General features: G+C 50.9%; 16 protein-coding genes. 7 read left to right on the top strand and 9 right to left on the bottom strand.

The features are described 5' to 3' along the window. Nucleotides 1-52: 52 nt before the first annotated feature. A complete protein-coding gene (locus K3G39_RS16260; protein ID WP_220627237.1) occupies nt 53-4006 on the bottom strand; it encodes an AAA domain-containing protein in 3954 nt (1317 codons plus the stop codon). 218 nt (nt 4007-4224) lie between these two features. On the opposite strand from K3G39_RS16260, the gene K3G39_RS16255 reads away from it, so the two are divergent. The 3 genes from K3G39_RS16255 to K3G39_RS16245 all read left to right on the top strand — a co-directional run bounded on the left by K3G39_RS16255 (nt 4225) and on the right by K3G39_RS16245 (nt 6758). Then, nucleotides 4225-4956 carry a hypothetical protein gene (locus tag K3G39_RS16255; RefSeq protein ID WP_220627236.1) on the top strand — a complete coding sequence of 244 codons (732 nt, stop codon included), beginning with the start codon at nt 4225-4227 and terminating at the stop codon, nt 4954-4956. Between the two features lie 215 nt (nt 4957-5171). Then, entirely contained in the window at nt 5172-6257 is a 1086-nt protein-coding gene (locus K3G39_RS16250) for a S9 family peptidase (RefSeq protein WP_220627235.1), read from the top strand. Nucleotides 6258-6275: 18 nt separating this feature from the next. Next, complete coding sequence (locus tag K3G39_RS16245) at nt 6276-6758, top strand: NUDIX hydrolase (protein ID WP_220627234.1); 483 nt, start codon at nt 6276-6278, stop codon at nt 6756-6758. Nucleotides 6759-6768: 10 nt separating this feature from the next. Here the strand turns inward: K3G39_RS16245 and K3G39_RS16240 are convergent, their stop codons facing one another. From K3G39_RS16240 to K3G39_RS16225, 4 genes are all read right to left on the bottom strand, one after another. Further along, the gene (locus K3G39_RS16240; protein ID WP_255594418.1) at nt 6769-7581 is read right to left on the bottom strand and encodes a helix-hairpin-helix domain-containing protein; all 813 of its coding nucleotides are present in this window, start codon (nt 7579-7581) and stop codon (nt 6769-6771) included. Nucleotides 7582-7903: 322 nt separating this feature from the next. Further along, complete coding sequence (locus K3G39_RS16235) at nt 7904-9559, bottom strand: sodium-dependent transporter (RefSeq protein ID WP_220627233.1); 1656 nt, start codon at nt 9557-9559, stop codon at nt 7904-7906. Between the two features lie 121 nt (nt 9560-9680). Further along, nucleotides 9681-10589, bottom strand: coding sequence for an SDR family oxidoreductase (locus tag K3G39_RS16230; RefSeq protein WP_220627232.1), 909 nt, complete (start codon nt 10587-10589; stop codon nt 9681-9683). Nucleotides 10590-10763: 174 nt separating this feature from the next. Continuing rightward, nucleotides 10764-11402, bottom strand: coding sequence for a peptidylprolyl isomerase (locus K3G39_RS16225; protein ID WP_220627231.1), 639 nt, complete (start codon nt 11400-11402; stop codon nt 10764-10766). A gap of 293 nt (nt 11403-11695) precedes the next feature. On the opposite strand from K3G39_RS16225, the gene K3G39_RS16220 reads away from it, so the two are divergent. Continuing rightward, nucleotides 11696-13255: a sodium:alanine symporter family protein gene (locus K3G39_RS16220; RefSeq protein WP_220627230.1), complete on the top strand. Its 1560-nt coding sequence runs from the start codon at nt 11696-11698 to the stop codon at nt 13253-13255. A gap of 101 nt (nt 13256-13356) precedes the next feature. On the opposite strand, the gene hemC is transcribed toward K3G39_RS16220, so the two are convergent. The 4 genes from hemC to K3G39_RS16200 form a co-directional block, all read right to left on the bottom strand. Beyond that, nucleotides 13357-14310, bottom strand: a complete 954-nt coding sequence (hemC, locus tag K3G39_RS16215) for a hydroxymethylbilane synthase (protein WP_220627229.1) — start codon at nt 14308-14310, stop codon at nt 13357-13359. 9 nt (nt 14311-14319) lie between these two features. Then, entirely contained in the window at nt 14320-15447 is a 1128-nt protein-coding gene (locus K3G39_RS16210) for a DNA polymerase III subunit delta (protein ID WP_220627228.1), read from the bottom strand. A gap of 108 nt (nt 15448-15555) precedes the next feature. Beyond that, a complete protein-coding gene (locus K3G39_RS16205) occupies nt 15556-16761 on the bottom strand; it encodes a GlmU family protein (RefSeq protein ID WP_220627227.1) in 1206 nt (401 codons plus the stop codon). A gap of 175 nt (nt 16762-16936) precedes the next feature. Then, nucleotides 16937-17182: a type B 50S ribosomal protein L31 gene (locus K3G39_RS16200; RefSeq protein WP_101444000.1), complete on the bottom strand. Its 246-nt coding sequence runs from the start codon at nt 17180-17182 to the stop codon at nt 16937-16939. Nucleotides 17183-17358: 176 nt separating this feature from the next. On the opposite strand from K3G39_RS16200, the gene K3G39_RS16195 reads away from it, so the two are divergent. The 3 genes from K3G39_RS16195 (at nt 17359) to K3G39_RS16185 (ending at nt 18985) form a co-directional block, all read left to right on the top strand. Then, entirely contained in the window at nt 17359-17868 is a 510-nt protein-coding gene (locus tag K3G39_RS16195; protein WP_220627226.1) for a phosphoribosyltransferase family protein, read from the top strand. Nucleotides 17869-17922: 54 nt separating this feature from the next. Further along, nucleotides 17923-18261, top strand: a complete 339-nt coding sequence (locus tag K3G39_RS16190; protein WP_220627225.1) for a hypothetical protein — start codon at nt 17923-17925, stop codon at nt 18259-18261. Between the two features lie 145 nt (nt 18262-18406). Next, entirely contained in the window at nt 18407-18985 is a 579-nt protein-coding gene (locus K3G39_RS16185) for a non-canonical purine NTP diphosphatase (protein ID WP_220627224.1), read from the top strand. Nucleotides 18986-19032 lie beyond the last annotated feature (47 nt).

Here is a 19032-nt window from a genome sequence, read left to right as displayed (position 1 = left end):
ACGATTTGGTCAGGTCGCAAGGTGATCCTATGGGATATACCTTACAAAATCCTCAACGCCCAAACTCTTTCACTCCCAGATTCTTAAACTTATCCAGCACCGCTTTGCTGTTCGACCAGAACTGTCGGCTGTAGATTCTTTGGGATGGCCAGTTTCTTTGCAGGAGCAGTTTGGGGATGTCGGCGTGGGCGTGGCGCACGGAGAGGTTGTTGAAGTACAGGTCATCATCGGTCAGCACGACACTGCTGTAGTTCCCCTCCTCCACTACAGTCAGGTCAGCAAAAGGAACGGCGGCTTGCAAAGCAGGAACTGCCCGGGCTAACTGCTCTTTAAGCATCGGCACCTGCGATGGCATGGGCAGCGCCTGGGGCTCATACTTGAAATAGCGACGACTGACCTGCTGGGCATAATGCAGATAATCGCGCAGCAGCTTCGGACCGGCATGCTGTGCGTTTTCTACCTGCAACTGTTCGCTCCGCACACTGCTCACCACGATCACTAGTTGCTTGGCACGGGTAATGGCCACATTCAACCGGTTTTCGCCACCGGCCTGGTTCAGGCTACCGAACTGCATCACCATTTTGCCTTTCGCATCCGGCGCATACCCGACTGACAAGATCACCACCTCTTTCTCATTGCCCTGCATGTTCTCGATGTTTTTGACCGTTAGGGTTGGCGGCAAGGCTATACCTTGCAATTGGGCTTTTTCTTCCAGCAGGTCCTGCACCAGCATTTGCTGATTGTAGTTGAAAGTGATCACCCCCACATCCTCTACGCCGCTCTGCACGAACTGCCATACCTGTTCCACCACTTTTTCGGCTTCGGGCACGTTGCTGTTTTGCTGCCACAAACCCTGTACTTTTACAAACTGGATGGCAGGTTGGCAGGCGTTCACGTCCTGTCGCTCAGGTATAAGCTCCAGGCGGTTGCGGTAAAAGTGGCGGTTTGAGAAATCGATCAGCTCCGGGAAGCGGCTGCGGTAGTGCTGCGTGAGCATGGTCTGTGGCAGGTATAGCCCGCAAAGTTGCAGCAGCGATTCTGCAGTTAGTTCCTCTGGTTCTTCGTTGCCGTTGCCGCCCCAGCGGGAGCGGTACAAGTCGGATGGGCGCAGCTGCTGCTCGTCGCCGGCCACCACCACCTGCTGCCCGCGCAGCATGGCGGGTATACCTGTTTCGGCAAAACATTGGCTGGCCTCATCAAAAATTACCAGATCAAAGCAGCGCTCCAGCGGGAACACCGCCGATACTGTTTCAGGCGAAGCCAGCCAGCAGGGGGCCAGGTTCAGGATCTCATCACTGAAAAGTTCGAATAGTTTGCGGATCGGGTACAGGCTGCGTTTTTTGCTGACCTGTGCATGCAGACGACGATAGGTCACCGCATTGCCAAGGCGGTTGTACTCCATGTTCCGGTAAGTCTGCTCGCGCAACCGCGACAGCACGATTTCCTGACTCAGGTCCTGCTTTTGCTGCAGCAGGTTCTGGAGATCAGCTTCAACACGGTCCAGTTCGCCGCTATCGGGCATGCGCAGTTCGGGCCACTGGCTTTCGAGTTCGTGCAACCAGGCCAGGTATAAACTGTTCAGAAATAGTACCTCGCCTAGTTGGGGGGTGGCTATACCTTCGTGCAGCACCTGCCTGCAAACTTCCTGCTCAGCAGCCGAAAGTGTGCTGCGCAGCGCATCGTAAGCCACCATCGGCTCAAAATACTGACGCAGGCTTTCCTGCAATTTAATGCTGTAATCTTCCTGTTCTGCCAGTTTTTCGATATGCGTTTTCGGCAGCCATTGCTCCCACTCGCCGTAGCGCTGCTCAAACACCTGCAGCGCCTGCGCCAGTGCTTGCAGGTGGCTTGGCAGGTTTTTCTCCAACCACATCTTTTCATGCAGCACCCGCTCCCGGTGTAGTTGCTTCAGCAGTTGGTGCGCCTCCAGGGCCTGTTCCACCACCTCCAGCTTTTGCAGCATCGGGGTTGGGTTGTCTTCGAGGCGCAAGGTATAGCGAATGTTGTTGATGGATTTGATCAGCCCTTGTGCCTGCTCCCGCAACTCAATGCGGCGCTGCAATTCGCCTACACCCTTAGGAGTCAGTTCAAGCTTATACTTCCCTAGCGCCTGCTGCAGCACTTTCTTGTCTTGTGAAAAATACCAGCTTATCCCTTTAAAGAAATCCTGCTTCTTCGCCTCAAAGACCATGATCGCAGATTTCACCAGCGTCAGTTGCTCAATAGGTATAGCGGCGTCCGGAGCGGGATACACCAGGTATAGCGCTTTGAGCTGGCGTACCAGTTTTTTTAATTCTGAAGCTTTGGCCTCCTTGCGCAGCAGTGGTTGCAGCGTTTCGACCACGCCTTCCCGATCGAGCAAGTGCTGCAGTTCGTCCAGGGTGTCGTAGGCGGTGCGGAAGCGTTCCAGGCTGCTCAGCTCAAAATCAGCACCGCTCAGCTCGCTTATACCTTGTTGCATGGCGCGGTACTGCTCGGGCAGCGACTCGATGGTGCGCTCCATTTCCTGTTGCTGCGGCCAGCCAAAGCCCTGCATGCTGTGCCGCTCTTTCCAGATAAAATCGGACTTCTCCAGCACGATGCCCTGCTGCAGACTGGCCCGCAAACGAGGCAAAAAGTCATTAACCGTTGCGGCTGTGAACTGCTTGAATACTTCTGACAATTGCACATGGGGCTGTTGCAAACTGCTGCGCAGGTATAACTCTTTGGGTGACCAGCCACAACGGCTGCTGTCGAACAGGGCGGTGCGGAAACTTTCCAGCTTTTGCAGGCACTGGTTAATGCCTCGGCTTACTTCCAGGAAAGTGCGGTCGGTGTAAATGCTGTTGAGGGCGTTGTTCTGTTTTTTATATTCTTCCAACTGGTCTATCTGCAGGAGCAGTTGCTGGTAGATGCTTTTACGGTCGGCGTTGATGTCATGTATTAGAGCGGCAAATTGACCGAGCCCGGCTGATGAGAGGCGTTGGTGCACCACGTCGAGGGCGGCGCGTTTCTGACTCACCACCAGCACCCGTTTGCCACGGGCCGTAAAGTCCGACACGAGGTTACAGATGAGCTGCGACTTGCCCGTACCCGGCGGCCCCTGCACCACCAGCGAACGCCCCTGCTTCACCTGTTGCAAAGCTGCCTCCTGCGACGCATCCATGGCAAAGGCGGTAAAGGTATGCTGCGCCTGTGTGGTGGATTGTGTTATACCTGTGTCGGGTCCTGTAAACAGGTCTTCCATTTCCTGTAAGCCGCTGCGTTGCAACAGCTCGTCGTAATCACCTAGCAAATAAGAGGCAGCCTGCGGGTATAGACCCAGCACAGCCTCCTGCTCCAGGTATAGCTGACCAGGCTTGAGGTCAGTTTCGTAATCGGCTTTTCGGAAATCGTGAAACGGCTTGAGTTTATCGGTAAAAAATTCGCGGCCGGCGTTTATAGTCAGCTGGTTTTCTTTCAGGAGCTCGTATACCTGCGTGCGGAATTCCAAAGGGTGCGAGGGCAGTGTGCTCAGGTCGAGTTCCAGCAGCGGCTCGGCCAGCGGCGTGCCCATGTAGTGTGCATAGGCCAGCACAAAGCTTTGGTTGATCTGCGCGGGCTGCGATGTGTCAGGTATAAGCTCCCATTCCTGCTTGCCGTTTACCTGCAGCTGCACCGGAAAAAAAAGCAGCGGGCACCGAATCGTAGTGCCATCAGCGAACTTGCCATGCACAAAAGGCCAGCCCAGGTATAGCTCCCGGCTTCCGCGTTCTTCCAAAATCATGTCGGCTTTGCGGCGTATAAAACGCAGTCGCTGACTGACGGGCGTTACGGGGGCATAGCGACTGTCGGCAAAAGGAGCCAGCACAGCGGTTTTGCCACTGATCACTTTCTCCAATATATGGAAAGCAGGCTTGTTATTGATGAAATCCAGCTCGTTTACATCCAGGTGCAGCTCACGCGAAAGCCGCAACAGCAACAGGGCCCTGTTGCCGGCGCTCAGGTTAAGCAGACGATGACGATAGCTTTTGAGAATGGATTTCATAAAGTGTGTTGCTCCGAAAACGGATGGAATTGCAGAATAGTCTGTAGCTATACGGCAAGTGGCTAGCAAAACGGCAAGTTAGCATGAATTTAGTGGACTTGGAAACGACAAGTCAGCCATCGTTCTGGAAACGAATCCGTAGAAATATTCATAAATATCTGTTAATAAACAGGGTATAACATCAGCAGACCCTATACCTACGCGCAAGACCAATACCTATGAATCCGATCAGAAAATTAAAATCAATCAGTTTATTTTTTCCTGCTGCCGATGAGCGCGTAGGGTCTGTTGACCTCAGCAAAACCACCCTGCTGGGTCCTGTCCTGTATACCTTCACGCTGGTGCATGTTATAGCAGGCATCGCGTTTTATTTTCAGGATAAAAACCTTTTTTACAGGTATACCACAGAAGACGGCTACATCGAGTACTTCACCTCATTTTTTTTACTGGCCACATCCCTCTACTGCTTGTACAAAGCTCCCAGGATGGATGGAAAATGGCCGATGGCGTTCTATTACGGAGCGGCTGCGGTTTTTTTCTTTGGCTTCGGCGAAGAGATTTCCTGGGGGCAGCGCATCCTGGGCTTTTCAGTACCGAAAAATCTGGAGAACATCAATTCGCAAAGCGAACTCACTTTTCACAACATCCACCTCAATGGCGTCAATCTGAACAAACTTATCTTCGGCAAGTTACTGTACCTGGGTGTGTTCATTTATTTTCTGGCCTTCCCGGTGCTATACCGGCGCATGCGGTGGTTCAGGCGGCTGGTGGATAAGATCAGGTTTCCTTTGCCAACTTCCCTGCAGGCACTGCTCTATACCTTGCTTTTTTGCAACCTGCTACTCATCAGCGACGGAAAAAAATGGGAGATTCAGGAGCTCTTGCTCGTCAGCTTCATTTTTTACGCCTTCCTGATGCCTTACAACAGGAGCGCTTCACACCTGGAATAGGGATAAATATAGCTCTACCAATTGTTGCATGAAATTCAAAAGGCAGGGCAGCTATTCAACCTGCCGGGTATATTTAACCGTATGGAGTAAGAAATTCTGGTCAAGCTATTTTGTGCTTCCGTGCTCCGCTATACCTTACAACATTTTCAGCCGGACAGCAGTTGTAGTGTCACGCGCATGCCGTAGCTTGCATCCTGTTTGCATCAACATTTACTATGAAAAAGCCTATCAATCTGCTTCTGTACCTTGGGCTGGTCCTTACGCTGCTGACCTCCTGCCGCAAAGAGCGCGTAGAGAAAGAAGTAGCCCGCATGGATGAGTTCACGACCTCCAAGAAGTACCCTTTTAAGTTTACTGACGAGAGCCTCGAGAAATGGAAAGAGCAGGTTCCGGAGATACAGAAAGTCAGTATTAAGTCCACGCTTGACGGCGCCGAACAACCGGCCCTGTTCTTTACATCCGAAACAACCGGCCCGAGACCTCTGCTCGTAATGCTGCACAGCTGGAGCAGCGAGTATTTGCAGGTAAAAAGCATCCCGTATGCACTCTGGAGCAAGGAATACGATTGGGCTTTCATTCATCCTAACTACCGCGGCAAATTCGACAAACCAGAAGCCATGGCCTCAGACCTGGCGATACAGGATTTGGTTGATGCTGTGAACTATGCCAAAGCAAACGCCGAAATTGACGAATCGCGGATTTACATCCTCGGATCGTCTGGCGGTGCCATGACGGCACTGGTCGCGGCGGGGCGGCATCCTGAAATCTGGGCGGGCGTAGTGGCCTGGGTTCCTGTATTCGATCTGGTTGACTGGTATGCTTTCAGCCAGAACTATCCGCACCGCGACTACAATACCCACATTGTGACCGCCTGCGGAGGCAAACCTATACCTGGCACACCGGCCGCCGAAGAAGCCAAACGCCGCAGCCCGAGCACCTACATCCACAATGCCAAAGATGTTCCTATTTTCCTGGCCCATGGCACGGTCGATGTGCTCGTTCCGCCAGACCATTCCATCAGGGCCTACAACATACTGGCCAACCCAGCCGACACGATCTCTCAAAAAAATATTGACTACATACTTGAAGAGCAGGACCTGCCTGAAGGAATGGAAGGCGCGACCACCCGCGATAAATATTTTGGTGTAAATGACCCGAACGTGGTGTTTATGCGCGAATCGGCCAACGTCAGACTTGTTTTGTTTGTAGGGCAGCACGACATGGCCTACAACCCCGGTCTGCTTTGGCTGAACGAACAGCAGAAAAAAATAGTCACTCCTGCACCTGTAGCCGGGCAGTAATTCATTCTCCTTAAACCTATGCCGGAAGCTCCTAAAAAAGACGAACACGCCAAACCCGCTATACTTACGCATGAACAAGTATCATCGGGTGGTGTGGTGTTCCGGCACGGAGTTTCAGGCATAGAAGTCGCGCTGATATCGGTAGGAAAGCCGGAGCGTTGGCAACTGCCCAAAGGTATAGTAGACCCCGGCGAAACACCCGAAATAACCGCAGTACGCGAAGTGCAGGAAGAAACCGGCGTGACTGGCAGGCTGCTTGAAAAGATGGACACGATTGAGTACTGGTATGCAGGCAACAAGGCCGGGCAGCGGGTTCGTTTTCATAAGTTCGTGCATTTTTTCCTGCTCGCCTTTGAGTCCGGAGATATCGGCCAGCACGATCGGGAAGTGAACGAAGCCCGCTGGGTAGATTTGCAGGCGGCCAAAGCATTGCTTTCTTTTAAAAGCGAACGGCAGGCACTGGAAAAAGCCGAGCATCTGCTGAACACCCTCAAAAAATAACGCGCTGTACCTACAGTTCCAGGTATGGACTTATCTTCTCAAACAGCGCTGCCGTTACAATCTTTATCTGCCGGACATCCTCTACTTTGCTAAACTCGCCATGCTGTTCCCGGTAGGCGACTATGGCACGCGCCACATTCGAGCTGATGTACGAATGTGCGCTTAACTGTTCGACACTCGCCTGGTTGAGGGACAATTGTTGCAAGGTGGTGGCTTTCGGCACAAAGGTATACTTGTGCAAACTATCTACTACGGCTGGCGGCAAGGCATATACCTCCTGCAACTGCGCCATGTTGTGAAAGCCTCCCAGACCATCTCTGTACTTTACAATTCTCGCCGAAAGCTTGCTGCCAATCCTCCGGATCTGCTTCAGAGCGGTGGTGTCGGCTGAGTTGATGTTGAAAGGTGCGAGTATAAAACGCTTGCGCGGGCGTGGATTGTTGGCCCAGTTCGGGTTGGGTGCAGTCCGTGCGTTGCCGGCTATACCTTGGTTGCGTCTATACCTGTCAGGCTTGGTTTCGGGAAGTTGAATGTAAGGATATAGCTTCTGAAAAACGGAATCGGGCAAACCGTAAATAGAGCCAAGCTGTGCTTTGTAAGTAAAATCGCCGACTTTGTTGCGATAGTTGAGAATGCGTTTTGCCATGTACGCAGGTATACCCAGCTCCTGCCACTGCACCTCGCTCAGGTGGTTGGGGTTGAAAGGCTGCAGCGCCACCGGCAATTGGTATACCTGCTTCCGGCCTGATTTCTCTGGCTGCCTGGCTTCGAGTTGCGCCACCAGGCTGTCGAGCAACTGTTTGTCAGATGGGCTGCTCTGCATGGTAGCAGTTTCAGGTTTCGAAAACCATTTAAACAGCAATGGTGCTGCCGTTAGCAGCACCATTGCTCCTATCAGTACCAGAAACCCGTTTACTTCGCGCTGCTAAAAGCCAAAGTTGCGTCGAATCCAGTACCTCAGTTTTTTCATAAATCGTTTAAGCCCGAGGAGCCTGCCGCTCTATCTCGTCGTCATTGTCGAGATAAGAATCCGGTTCCGGTTTGGGTGGCGTATTAAGCACCCTGTAAAAAAAGTATCCCATAGCGCCAGTTACTAATAACATGGTGCTGAGCATGACAACAAGTGCAGATGTATTCATAGTTTCCTAAATTCTTCCTTCTCTAACTCTTTTTTTATACGCAATGTATACCAGCGCTGCAATGCTCAGGAACACAACCACCAACAAAATACGTGAAGCATTCACAAAGAAAAGTGTATCCTGTAGCTGCTCAATCACGGCGGGGTCGGTAGCTTCGGCCAGCTGACGCTTCAGGTTCGAGTTCTTTATCTTATTAATGATAGAGCTGTCATCCAGTTCCCAGCCGTTGCTGAAAGCGCCTGCCCAGTCGCCGCCTTTCGGTGTGATAAGCGAGCCGATGAACACCCACAGCAACAGCAGCGGAGTTACGAATTTGATGATGAATTTGTAGATGGTCGGCACTTTGATGTCAGCACCAGAGGTGATTTCTCTCCAGCCTTTGTTCATACCAAATACCCAGGCAAACAGGATGGATTCAAACAAGGCGAACACTACCAGCGATACCGTACCTGCCCAGTAGTCGTACTCGTCGAATACGCCGTACTTAAAGAACAACACCGTTGGCATACCCAGTACCAGCACGATAAGGCCAAAAGACCAGGCAGCTGGTCTGCGGCGCCAGTTAAACTCGTCCTGCAGGAAACCAATCCACGGTGTACCCATGGCCAAAGAGGACGTAATACCTGCAAAGAACAGCAAGCCAAACCACATCACACCGGCTACAGCGCCCAGCACATCACCCCACTGGTAGAACAGGTATGGCAGCGTACGGAAGCCCAGACCCAGACCACCCTGGCTGTTTACGAGGTCAACAACCCCATCTATACCCAGGTAACCAATCGAAATAGGGATCAGGATAGAAGCACCCAGCACCACTTCCACGAACTCGTTCATCCAACCGGCTGACATGGCATTGAGGGCAATATCGTCTTTGGAGCGCACATAAGAAGCATAACAGTGTATGGTACCCATACCTACCGAAAGTGTAAAGAAGATCTGACCAGCCGCAGCCAGCCATACTGTAGGCGACCAAAGTTCATCGAAGTTCGGCGTCCAAAGGAAGTTAAGGCCAACTGAGCTATCGTTAATAGCTCCGTTCTCACCTGCTGTGATCGTGAAGCCTTTATAGGCCAAGAACATACCGAAAACAATCAGGAGTGGCATACCGATTTTGGCAACGCGCTCTACTCCTTTGGCAAGGCCCTGGGAGAGAATCCAGGTGTTAAGCAGCAAACAGATGACAAAGAAGAAGATAGGCTCGTAAGGAATGCCGAAGGTTGACTCACCCAGGCTTACATACTCATCAAAGAATTTTGAAACACCAATCTGGTCAAGCCCGCTGAAAGTGCCGCCCAGTGAGTGAAACACGTAAGATAGCGTCCAGGATTCGAGGTAGCAGTAGTAAGAAGCCACCGCAATGTTGGTCCAGATGCCGAACACGCCAATGTATTTCCAGAGGCGGTTTTTGTGCATGGTATCCACGATAAAAGGCGTGGAGTGGTGACCGAACTTGCCCCCGAAGCGGCCCATGGACCATTCGATCCAGAGGAGCGGGATACCCATTACAAGAAAGCAGACCAGGTATGGAATAATGAAGGCTCCACCACCGTTCTGCACCGCCTGCACCGGGAAACGGAGGAAGTTCCCCAAGCCCACTGCATTGCCGGCCATGGCCAGAATGAGACCCACCCGGGAGCCCCATGATTCTTTGTTAGCACTCATAAAAAGAGTAAAGGTTGGTTAGTTTAGATTAGTTGGTTTAGTGTAAAGGCACGGATAATCAGGATTTAAAGCTTACAATTTAAACAATGGTTCTGATTGCACCATATTAAATTCAATATTTTTAATACATATCAGCCTGCTCTGCTACCATCGCAATACCTTCCTCGAAAGTATGCGGCTTGTAGCCCAATTCCTTTTCGGCTTTGGTGATGATAAAGCCTGTGCGTGCCGGTCGTTTAGCAGTTTGTGAAAAGGTGCTGGCATCGGCTTTATCGATCAGCGATTTGTCCAGCTCAAAATAGTCGGCCACGAGCATAGCCATATCATAAGGCGTGTACATTTCCTTGCCCGAGATGTTATAAATGCTTTCAGCGTCGTGCTGCGCGGCCAGCCAGCAGCCCATAGCCAGGTCTTCGGCCAGCGTCGGGGTACGGAATTGGTCTGTCACCACTTTGATCACCTTGCCGGCCCGCAGACTGTCGCGTACCCACAGCACAATGTTGGTGCGGCCGTAGTCGTGCACCACGCCATACACAAGCACCGTGCGGAGAATTGCCCACTTGCACTTAGCCTGCTTCACGATTTCCTCCGCCATCAGTTTGGTTTCGCCATAAAAACTGATCGGACTACCTTCTGCTTCTTCGTCATAAGGACCGTCTTCACCGTCAAAAATAAAGTCGGTGGAAAGGTGGATCAGGTGCACATGGTGTTTTTCGCAGGCCTCTACTACATAAGCTACCGCATCGCGGTTAAGCTTCAGCGCGCCTCCGCGGTCCGATTCGCATTGGTCCACGTTGGTCATGGCGGCGGTGTGGATCAGGTGCGTCGGTTTAAATTCCGCTACTACCTTTTCTACTTCTTCCCGGTTGGTCACATCCATCGAGGCAAAAGCCAGTGTAGGGAAGACCTCAGCCAGTTTGTTCTCACCACGGCTAGTGGCCAGCAATTCTACATCGGTGCGAGGAAGTAATAAAGCAGCGAGCTTCTGGCCCAGCAGACCGTTGGAGCCCGTAATCAGTATCTTTTTCATTTCTTGAGTTTCTCGTGTGCAAGTATTATGCTTCAAGCATGGCCTAAACCCTGCCCGTTTATGAAGCAAAGCGCCAGCACGGCACTTTCTTTATATATGTAAGTGTGTGGTCACTTATCAAATTCACTTATTTATAGGTATAGCACGCAGGTACAGTATCAGGTATGCAAGGCCTTACTCGGCTGGATAGGTATACTTATACTTCTTAGCTATTTTTTTCTTCTTTACGTCCTCTACTTTCACCGTCATTTTCATATCAGAAAGCGGGCGATTACGGCCGTCTACAGCTTGTTCAGCAATTTTGTCGATCACATCCAAGCCATCGACTACCTGTCCGAACACGGTATAGGCTTCATCAAGTTGAGGCGTGCCCTGGTGGTTTTCCACGATGTAAAACTGCGAGCCACTCGATTCTTTTTTAGGATTTACCTGATCACCCATGCGTGCTGCGGCGAGAGCACCCCGCACATGTTTGTACTTCGGCTTTATTTCGGCCGGAATGGTATAGCCGGGGTTGCCCGAGCCATCGTTGCGTGGGTCATCGTCTTTGGTGTTGGGGTCACCGCCCTGAATCATAAAACCATCGATCACCCGGTGAAAAGTGGTGCCGTCATAAAAACCGTCGCGGGTCAGTTTCAGGAAATTTTCTTTGTGCAGCGGCGTATCGTTGTAAAGAACCAGTTTCATGTCTCCATGCGGGGTGGAGATGGTTACCAACTGATCTTTGCCTTTGGGCGCCTTTTGAGCCAGCACGGCCATCGGGCATAGCACCAGCACCAAAATGAAAGCGGCTATCTTGCTAAGCAGGTTCATGTTGAAGGGTAGATTTTAGATTGTAAATTAGGTCTAGATTTCAAATTTAAACCTTTTTAGTTCCTTTACACGCATTGGCTGCATTTTCTGCGCGCTTCTGCTAATTCTCCAAATTCAAGGGAAAGTCCATAGGTATGGCATTAAGTGAAGGAAGCCCGACCTTATACCAGGTATAGCTTGCACTATAAGAACTTTATGCTGTATCCGTAGAAGCAATTTAAATGCTAATTCCCTATTTCCGTCAAATAAAATTATATTCAGCCTTGCTGACTAAACTTACCTATCCTTATTTGATGAAAAAAGTACTACTTACCACAGGTTTTGGCCTTGCTGTATCGGGCAGCGCGCAAGCCCAGAAATCGGAACTTACCGTCGATGAAAAGATTGAGGCAGCCGTAGCTCCTACCGCCCAGTTTATTTCCGATATTATCTTTTACGAAGTGCAGGTAGCCGGCGCAGGTATACCGCTAATCCTGGTTTGGCTGCTGATAGGGGCACTTTTCTTCACCGTATACCTTGGTTTCATTAATGTCAGAGGGTTTAAGTATGCATTTGATATTGTGCGGGGCAAGTATAACCAGCCCGGAGCTCCCGGTGAGTTATCTCACTTCCAGGCGCTGACGGCGGCTGTGTCCGGCACGGTAGGCCTCGGCAATATTGCAGGTGTGGCCATTGCCATCTCACTCGGCGGACCAGGCGCTACCTTCTGGATGATCATGGCAGGTCTGTTGGGCATGTCCACCAAGTTTGTGTCCTGCACTCTAGGCGTGAAATACCGCGACGTGCATGCTGACGGCACTGTTTCTGGCGGACCGATGCACTACCTGAAAAAAGGCTTGGCTGAACGCGGCATGGCAGGTATGGGCAAGTTTCTGGCGGCATTTTTTGCAGTGATGTGTATCGGCGGAGCGCTGGGAGCTGGCAATATGTTCCAGATCAACCAGGCGACGCAGCAGTTTATTACTGTTACAGGCGGAGCAGAGGCTTCTTTCTTCGGAGGCGGCAATGCCTGGTTGTTCGGCCTGATCATGGCCTTGTTGGTAGCGCTGGTTATTTTGGGTGGCGTGAAGAGCATTGCCCGTGTAACCGAAAAAATAGTGCCGCTGATGTGCGGCATTTACATCCTGGCCGGCCTTGTAGTCCTGGCAGTTAACTTCTCACAGATACCAGCCGCTTTCGGGGCCATTATAGAAGGGGCCTTTAGCACAACTGCCATTGGTGGCGGCTTGGTTGGGGTGATGATCCAGGGTTTGCGCCGTGGTATTTTCTCCAACGAAGCAGGTATAGGCTCGGCTTCCATCGCCCACTCCGCCGTAAAAACCAACATGCCTGTGACAGAAGGTTTCGTAGCCTCGCTTGAGCCTTTTATCGATACCGTGATCGTCTGCACGATGACAGCACTCGTGATCGTTGTGACAGGCTCCTATACCCAGGACACCGGCGATGGGATTGCACTCACTTCTTCTGCTTTCGCTACAGTGATCGACTGGTTCCCGCTTGTTCTGGCCGCAGCCGTCATTCTGTTCGCTTTCTCCACCATGATCACCTGGTCTTACTATGGACTGAAGTCCTGGACATACCTTTTTGGCAACTCCCAGACTGCCAAAATATCATTCAAAGTACTGTTCTGCGCTTTTGTGGTGCTGGGTGCCCCGATCCAGCTTATTAGTGTGGTCGCCTTCTCTGATGCCATGCTGTTTGCCATGAGTATACCTAATCTGATCGGTTTGTTTATTCTGGCTCCTGTTGTCAAAAACGAGATGCAGGCTTTCCTGACTTATGCACGCTCCAGCACGAAACGACCTCTCACGCAGAAGTCGGTAGAAGCAGCACAATTAGAAGCTGAGGCATAGGTATAGCTAATAGGTGAGCGTATACCTAAAGCAGAAACGGGCCGCTTGCTTTGCGCAGGCGGCCCGCTTTTTATTTGTCTAGAATTGGCTTTTCTCTAAGATTACTCTTCTCTTTCAGACCTGATCTCCTGGAGTATCTTGTCTCCCCCCTGGCTTAGAATTGTTTCGGCCAGTCGCACACCCAGTGCTTCAGCCTCTTCCTGGCTTCCTTCAAATACCTCCGAAAGGTGCTGCTGCCCGTCGAGGCTTACAATACCACCTTGTATGCGGACATTCCCTTCCGCTGTCAGTTTTGCCAGCGCAAACGAAGGTATGCTGCAACCGCCTTCCATTGTGCGCAGGAAAGCACGCTCCGCCAGCAGGCACACATGGGTATCAGCGTGATCAACCGCATCTTTTATCAGCTGCTTGAGTTCCGGATCGAGGTCGCGGGCGCACTCTACAGCCACGCTACCCTGCCCGGCGGCAGGCACAAATTCATTATCCGGAAAGGTATGCACGATCATGTTGTCGTAGCCCATCCGCACCACACCGGCATAGGCCAGTATAAGCGCTTCAAAAGGACCTTCTTTGAGCTTCTGCAGGCGGGTCTGCAGGTTGCCCCGCGATTCGGCAGTAGTCACGTTTGGGTAATACTTGCGCAGCAATGCCCTGCGACGGGTAGAGGATGTACCGAGCATCACCCTGCTGTCGCGCTCAAGTTTGAAGTCCGGATTGAAAGAAAGAAGCACATCGTTTACAATCTCGCGCTCCATAAAGGCCACCAGTTCCAGTTCGTCAGGTATAGTCGACTGCACATCTTTGGCGCTGTGAACAGCAACTTCAATTGTGCCTTCGCGCAGGCCTACTTCCAGCTCTTCGGTAAACACGCCCTTTGATCCCAGCTTTACGAGGGAACGGTCGAGGATCTGGTCGCCTTTGGTACTGATGATAACAATTTCGGTATTGAGGCCGGCGGCCTGCAGCTTGTCGGCCACGGCATTTGCCTGCCAAAGGGCCAGCTTGCTGCCGCGCGTACCGATTCTGATGGTTTTTACTATTGTATTATTTTCCATGATATCTTCTTAACTAGCATTGCGCAGGTACTGGGCGATCTGAATCGAGCTGTCTACAAACACCATTTTCGGGTTGGCGTTTCGCTCTATATGATAATGTGCCTCGTTCAGTTCCTGCGCCAGTTTATCGGCATTGTTTTCTGTGATCAGCTTCGAGAACTTCTGTACGAAATCGAGCTCGTTTGGGGGCAGGTAGGCGATTAGTGACTCGTCTACGCCATAAAGCATCACCTTGCGGAAGAGGTTAAGCGCGTACAGCAAAAAGTTTTTCTGGTTCTCGCGTCCCAGCTTCTGGAAGTCTTCGCTGGCATCTACTACCTTATCAAATTTGTAACTGTAGCAATTGCGCATCCAGTCGGTGAAGAAGGTGAAGTAGTCGCTGCTGATCTCGCTGGTGAGTTTGGAGGCCGCATTCAAGCTACCCTCTGCGAGCTGCGCCACCTGGTAGGCCGCCGTTTCGTCGAGTCCGTGTTTCTCCTGCAGGTAGCTGATCACCTCATTTTCGGTAAAAACCCGCACCTGCACAATCTGGGTACGCGAAGTAATGGTTGCCAAAAGCTTGTCAGCCGACTGCGACACCAACAGAAAGAGCGTTTTGGCTGGCGGTTCTTCGAGCAATTTGAGCAGGGCATTGGCCGCGAAAGGGTGCATCAGTTCCGGCAGCCAGATCAGCACGATCTTATAGTCGCCCTCAAAAGCCTTCAGTGATACCAGTTTTACCAGTTGGCGGCTTTCCTCTTTGGAGATGTTGCCCTGCTTGTTCTCGGCACCGATGTACTGCATCCACTCATTGAGTCCCTGATATGGGCTGCTCAGCACAAACTGGCGCCACTCAGTCAGGAACTTCTGGCTCAGCACATCCTTGGTAATAGACTTCGTGCTCGTCACCGGCATCACGAAGTTAAAGTCTGGATGTACCAGCTTGTTCATTTTCACGCAACTGTTGCATGTTCCACATGAATCATCGGGCTGCCTGTCTTCACAGTTAATGTAGGTGGCATACGCCAGCGCCAAAGCCAGATTGGCACTTCCCTCCTGCCCCAGAAACAGCTGCGCATGCGCCACGTGGTTCTGTCGCACCGAATTAACCAGTAAGGTTTTCGTCTCCTGATGCCCTTTTATTTGAGAGAAATGCATGTTGATGTATTGTTAAATAGTTTGAAGGGTAAATTGTTGAATTGCTCCATAATGTACATCGAATTCAATTCACGAAGTTAACAATTTAACCATCAAACTATTTCGCCTTTAGCTCTTCCTATCCCACACCCTGTATTCCTGGGTCTGGTCGAATATTTCTGCGAAGATAGCCTTTTCTATGTCATTGAAGGGCAAGTTGCGGCGTCCCATCACGATATTGGCCACTTCGCTGGCTTTGCGTAGCTGGAAGGTTTCGAAACCGGAAGCACCTCCCCAGGCAAAGGAAGGTATAAAGTTGCGCGGATAACCGGCCCCAAAGATATTGGCACTCACGCCGACCACCGTACCTGTGTTAAACATGGTGTTGATGCCGCTCTTGCTGTGGTCGCCCATGATCAGGCCGCAGAATTGTTGTCCGGTGCTCTTGAAGCCGCCTTTGGCATAGCTCCAGATTTTTACTTCCGCGTAGTTATTCTTCAGGTTGGAAGTATTGGTATCAGCCCCCAAGTTGCACCACTCGCCCAGCACCGAATTGCCGAGGTAGCCTTCGTGGCCTTTATTGGTATAGCCAAAAATAACGGAAGCTGCTACTTCGCCCCCGATTTTGCAGAAAGGCCCGATGGTAACGTCGCCGCGCATTTTGCCACCTACATTCACGTTACTACCTTCACAGATCGCAAAGGGCCCTTTGATGATAGCGCCTTCGTGTATCTGCGCATTCTTGCCAATATAGATCGGCCCGTTTTCGGCGTTGAGGATGGCTGCACGTATCTTCACTCCCTCTTCAATAAAAATATTCTCTTCGCCATACACCATGGTATACCTGTCACCGATGGGTTGGCTTTCGCGCCCTACGGTCAGGACTTCAAAATCGCGTCGGATCTGGTTGCCGTTCTGAACGAAAATTTCCCATACCTCCCGGATGATGTTTTCGGGCCGGCACTCCAGCCTTTTAGAAGAAGAATGCATGACCAGTTCGGCAGCGTCGTGCAAGTCCAGGTTATCGGCATTGAGCGCCACCAGCAGCCCATCGCAGTACAGCCCTTCTCCTACCTTCAGGGATTTGACTTGCTCTACCAGCACCCCATCCGGGCATACCGCCCCATTCACAAACACGTTGTGCGTGTCGTAGTGCGCCGGAAACTTGTGCTGGAGGTAGGGCTGCGTGAGATACGACACTGTCGCTCCTGCCTGCATCTGCCACTTTTCGGTAATGGTCATGATGCCAACGCGGATTTCGGCTACTGGCCTTGTAAATGTCAGCGGCAAAAGCGATTGCCGGATAACGGGGTCATCGAAGAGAATGATGTTCATAGCTGCAAAAATAAAAAGTATTGGCGAAATGCGCGGCAGGTTCCTCAATCACCAGAGCTTATGCTATACCTATACCTGCCGGGGCATCCGGATAGTTGTTAAAAGCAAAAAAGTCTTTCCGTATGGTAACAGAAAGACTTTTTTGTTAAAACGTTTTAACCAGGGGTATACCTGCTTATTTTTTCTTGTAACGTGTGTTGAAACGCTCCACACGACCCGCAGTATCCACAAAGATGTTTTTACCAGTGTAGAAAGGGTGAGACGCAGAAGAAACTTCCACTTTAATTACTGGATACTCTTTGCCGTCTTCCATGGTGATTGTCTCGCTAGAGTTCATCGTAGAACGGGTGATGAATTTGAAATCACTCGTCATATCCTGGAAAACCACCTCTCTGTATTCTGGGTGAATGCCTTTTTTCATTATTATAAACGTTAATTAACCTTAATTTCTGAATCGGACTGCAAATTTAGCAAGTATTTTTGAAATTAAAACGCTATTAACCAAATTATTTTAACATTAGCTGCCGGGTGCTGTAGCTGACGATATTTATTTAAATTTGTCTCAGGCGCAGCGCCATACCTTATACCGATACCTACATGACACACCCACAGCAAAACCTGATACTTGACCAGGACCAGATACAGCAGAAGATCACCCGCATGGCCTACGAGGTATACGAGCAGAACTTTGAGGAACAGACACTTGTGCTGGCAGGTATACACCGCAACGGCTATACCCTGGCTGGTATGCTGGCCGCTGAACTGGAAAAGATATCACCGCTTAAAATAACCCTGCTGCAAGTCACGCTCGACAAAACCGCCCCGCTGCAATCTCCTGTCGCGATCACACCCGAAACCGCCTCTATTGAGAAGGCCGTGGTGATTATTGTAGACGACGTGCTGAACACGGGCAAAACGCTGGCCTATACCCTGAACGCCCTATTGCCGCAAAACCCCAAGAAAGTGGAAATCGCGACGCTGGTTAACCGCCACCATACCTTGTTCCCGGTAGCCGCCACCTATACCGGTTATTCGCTTGCTACCACTTTGCGCGAGCGGGTAGATGTGGTGCTGCTAGAACATGAAGTAGCGGCGTACCTGCATTAAGCGCGTATCCACTTTATCGCAGGAAAAGGAAGTATAAACTTTAAAAAGCATGCTATGCAATTAAACAAAGAGGAAACACGCTTTTTAGCCAAATGGGCCAAAGTAAAAGAAGGCGGCCAATGGCGACATATCCTGACACGCGGACTGCTCTGGGGCGCTTTGGTCAGTCTCTTTTCGAATCTTTTTCAGGAATGGGATGCGCTCAAAGCCTGGGACACTGCAGCACTTACTCACAGCTTTATATCTACTAACTTCCTGATCAGGCTTTTTATGTACGGTGCCATCGGGATAGGTATACACACCTTTCACTGGAACTCAAACACCAAAAGGTATAACGAGCTGAAAAATATAGAACGGCGTTCGCGTGCCATGACTAATGCCACTAAAGAATAAGCTGAAATAACCTGCTAATCCTATTATTTATATCTCAACCCGTACTATTCAGCCTGAGACCGGAACACTAATTCCGGGCATACTTATCAACCCTATTAGGAATCCTGTGAATCGTTAAAATCCTGAGAATTCTTATTCAGACACTATGAAAGAACTCTGCTTCGCCACTAACAACAAAAATAAAGTAGCCGAGGTGAGCCGCATGCTCGAAGGCAAGTATAAACTGCTTACTTTGGAAGATATTGGCTGCCACGAGGAACTGGCCGAGGACCAGGACACGCTGGAAGGTAACTCACGTCAGAAGGCGCAATATGTGTGGGAGAAATATAATGTCAACTGTTTTGCCGACGACACCGGATTGGAAGTGGACGCCATCTGCGGCGAGCCGGGCGTATATTCGGCCCGCTATGCCGGCCCACAGCGCAACGACGCCGACAACATCCGCCACCTGCTCAAAAACCTCGAAGGCCACGACATTCGCCGCGCCCGCTTCCGCACCTCCATTACGCTATACCTGGATGGGCAGGAACACCAGTTCGAAGGCATCGTGAACGGACACATCACCACCGAGTGGAAAGGCCACAAGGGCTTTGGCTACGACCCCGTGTTTATACCTGAGCGCTACGACCGCACTTTTGCAGAGATGACGCCGGAAGAGAAAAACGCCATTAGCCACCGTGGAGAGGCCATCCGCAAGCTGGTGGAATTTTTGAAGGCAGCTTAGCGTTGGGGAGGTAAAATTATTAGGGCTGGCAGTAGTCAGATAAGCCT

Origin of the sequence: Pontibacter sp. HSC-14F20, from assembly GCF_019599265.1 — a bacterium.
In the GTDB taxonomy this organism is placed as follows: domain Bacteria; phylum Bacteroidota; class Bacteroidia; order Cytophagales; family Hymenobacteraceae; genus Pontibacter.
This window is presented reverse-complemented; position numbering and strand designations above follow the sequence as displayed.

Excerpts from the sequence above, each read along its gene's own strand:
- K3G39_RS16200 (WP_101444000.1), bottom strand. The coding sequence starts at position 17,182 with ATGAAAAAAGGCATTCACCCAGAATACAGAGAGGTGGTTTTCCAGGAT.
- K3G39_RS16235 (WP_220627233.1), bottom strand. The coding sequence starts at position 9,559 with ATGAGTGCTAACAAAGAATCATGGGGCTCCCGGGTGGGTCTCATTCTG.
- K3G39_RS16195 (WP_220627226.1), top strand. The coding sequence starts at position 17,359 with ATGACACACCCACAGCAAAACCTGATACTTGACCAGGACCAGATACAG.
- K3G39_RS16205 (WP_220627227.1), bottom strand. The coding sequence starts at position 16,761 with ATGAACATCATTCTCTTCGATGACCCCGTTATCCGGCAATCGCTTTTG.
- K3G39_RS16210 (WP_220627228.1), bottom strand. The coding sequence starts at position 15,447 with ATGCATTTCTCTCAAATAAAAGGGCATCAGGAGACGAAAACCTTACTG.
- K3G39_RS16240 (WP_255594418.1), bottom strand. The coding sequence starts at position 7,581 with ATGCAGAGCAGCCCATCTGACAAACAGTTGCTCGACAGCCTGGTGGCG.
- K3G39_RS16250 (WP_220627235.1), top strand. The coding sequence starts at position 5,172 with ATGAAAAAGCCTATCAATCTGCTTCTGTACCTTGGGCTGGTCCTTACG.
- hemC (WP_220627229.1), bottom strand. The coding sequence starts at position 14,310 with ATGGAAAATAATACAATAGTAAAAACCATCAGAATCGGTACGCGCGGC.
- K3G39_RS16220 (WP_220627230.1), top strand. The coding sequence starts at position 11,696 with ATGAAAAAAGTACTACTTACCACAGGTTTTGGCCTTGCTGTATCGGGC.
- K3G39_RS16225 (WP_220627231.1), bottom strand. The coding sequence starts at position 11,402 with ATGAACCTGCTTAGCAAGATAGCCGCTTTCATTTTGGTGCTGGTGCTA.
- K3G39_RS16185 (WP_220627224.1), top strand. The coding sequence starts at position 18,407 with ATGAAAGAACTCTGCTTCGCCACTAACAACAAAAATAAAGTAGCCGAG.
- K3G39_RS16190 (WP_220627225.1), top strand. The coding sequence starts at position 17,923 with ATGCAATTAAACAAAGAGGAAACACGCTTTTTAGCCAAATGGGCCAAA.
- K3G39_RS16245 (WP_220627234.1), top strand. The coding sequence starts at position 6,276 with ATGCCGGAAGCTCCTAAAAAAGACGAACACGCCAAACCCGCTATACTT.
- K3G39_RS16230 (WP_220627232.1), bottom strand. The coding sequence starts at position 10,589 with ATGAAAAAGATACTGATTACGGGCTCCAACGGTCTGCTGGGCCAGAAG.
- K3G39_RS16260 (WP_220627237.1), bottom strand. The coding sequence starts at position 4,006 with ATGAAATCCATTCTCAAAAGCTATCGTCATCGTCTGCTTAACCTGAGC.
- K3G39_RS16255 (WP_220627236.1), top strand. The coding sequence starts at position 4,225 with ATGAATCCGATCAGAAAATTAAAATCAATCAGTTTATTTTTTCCTGCT.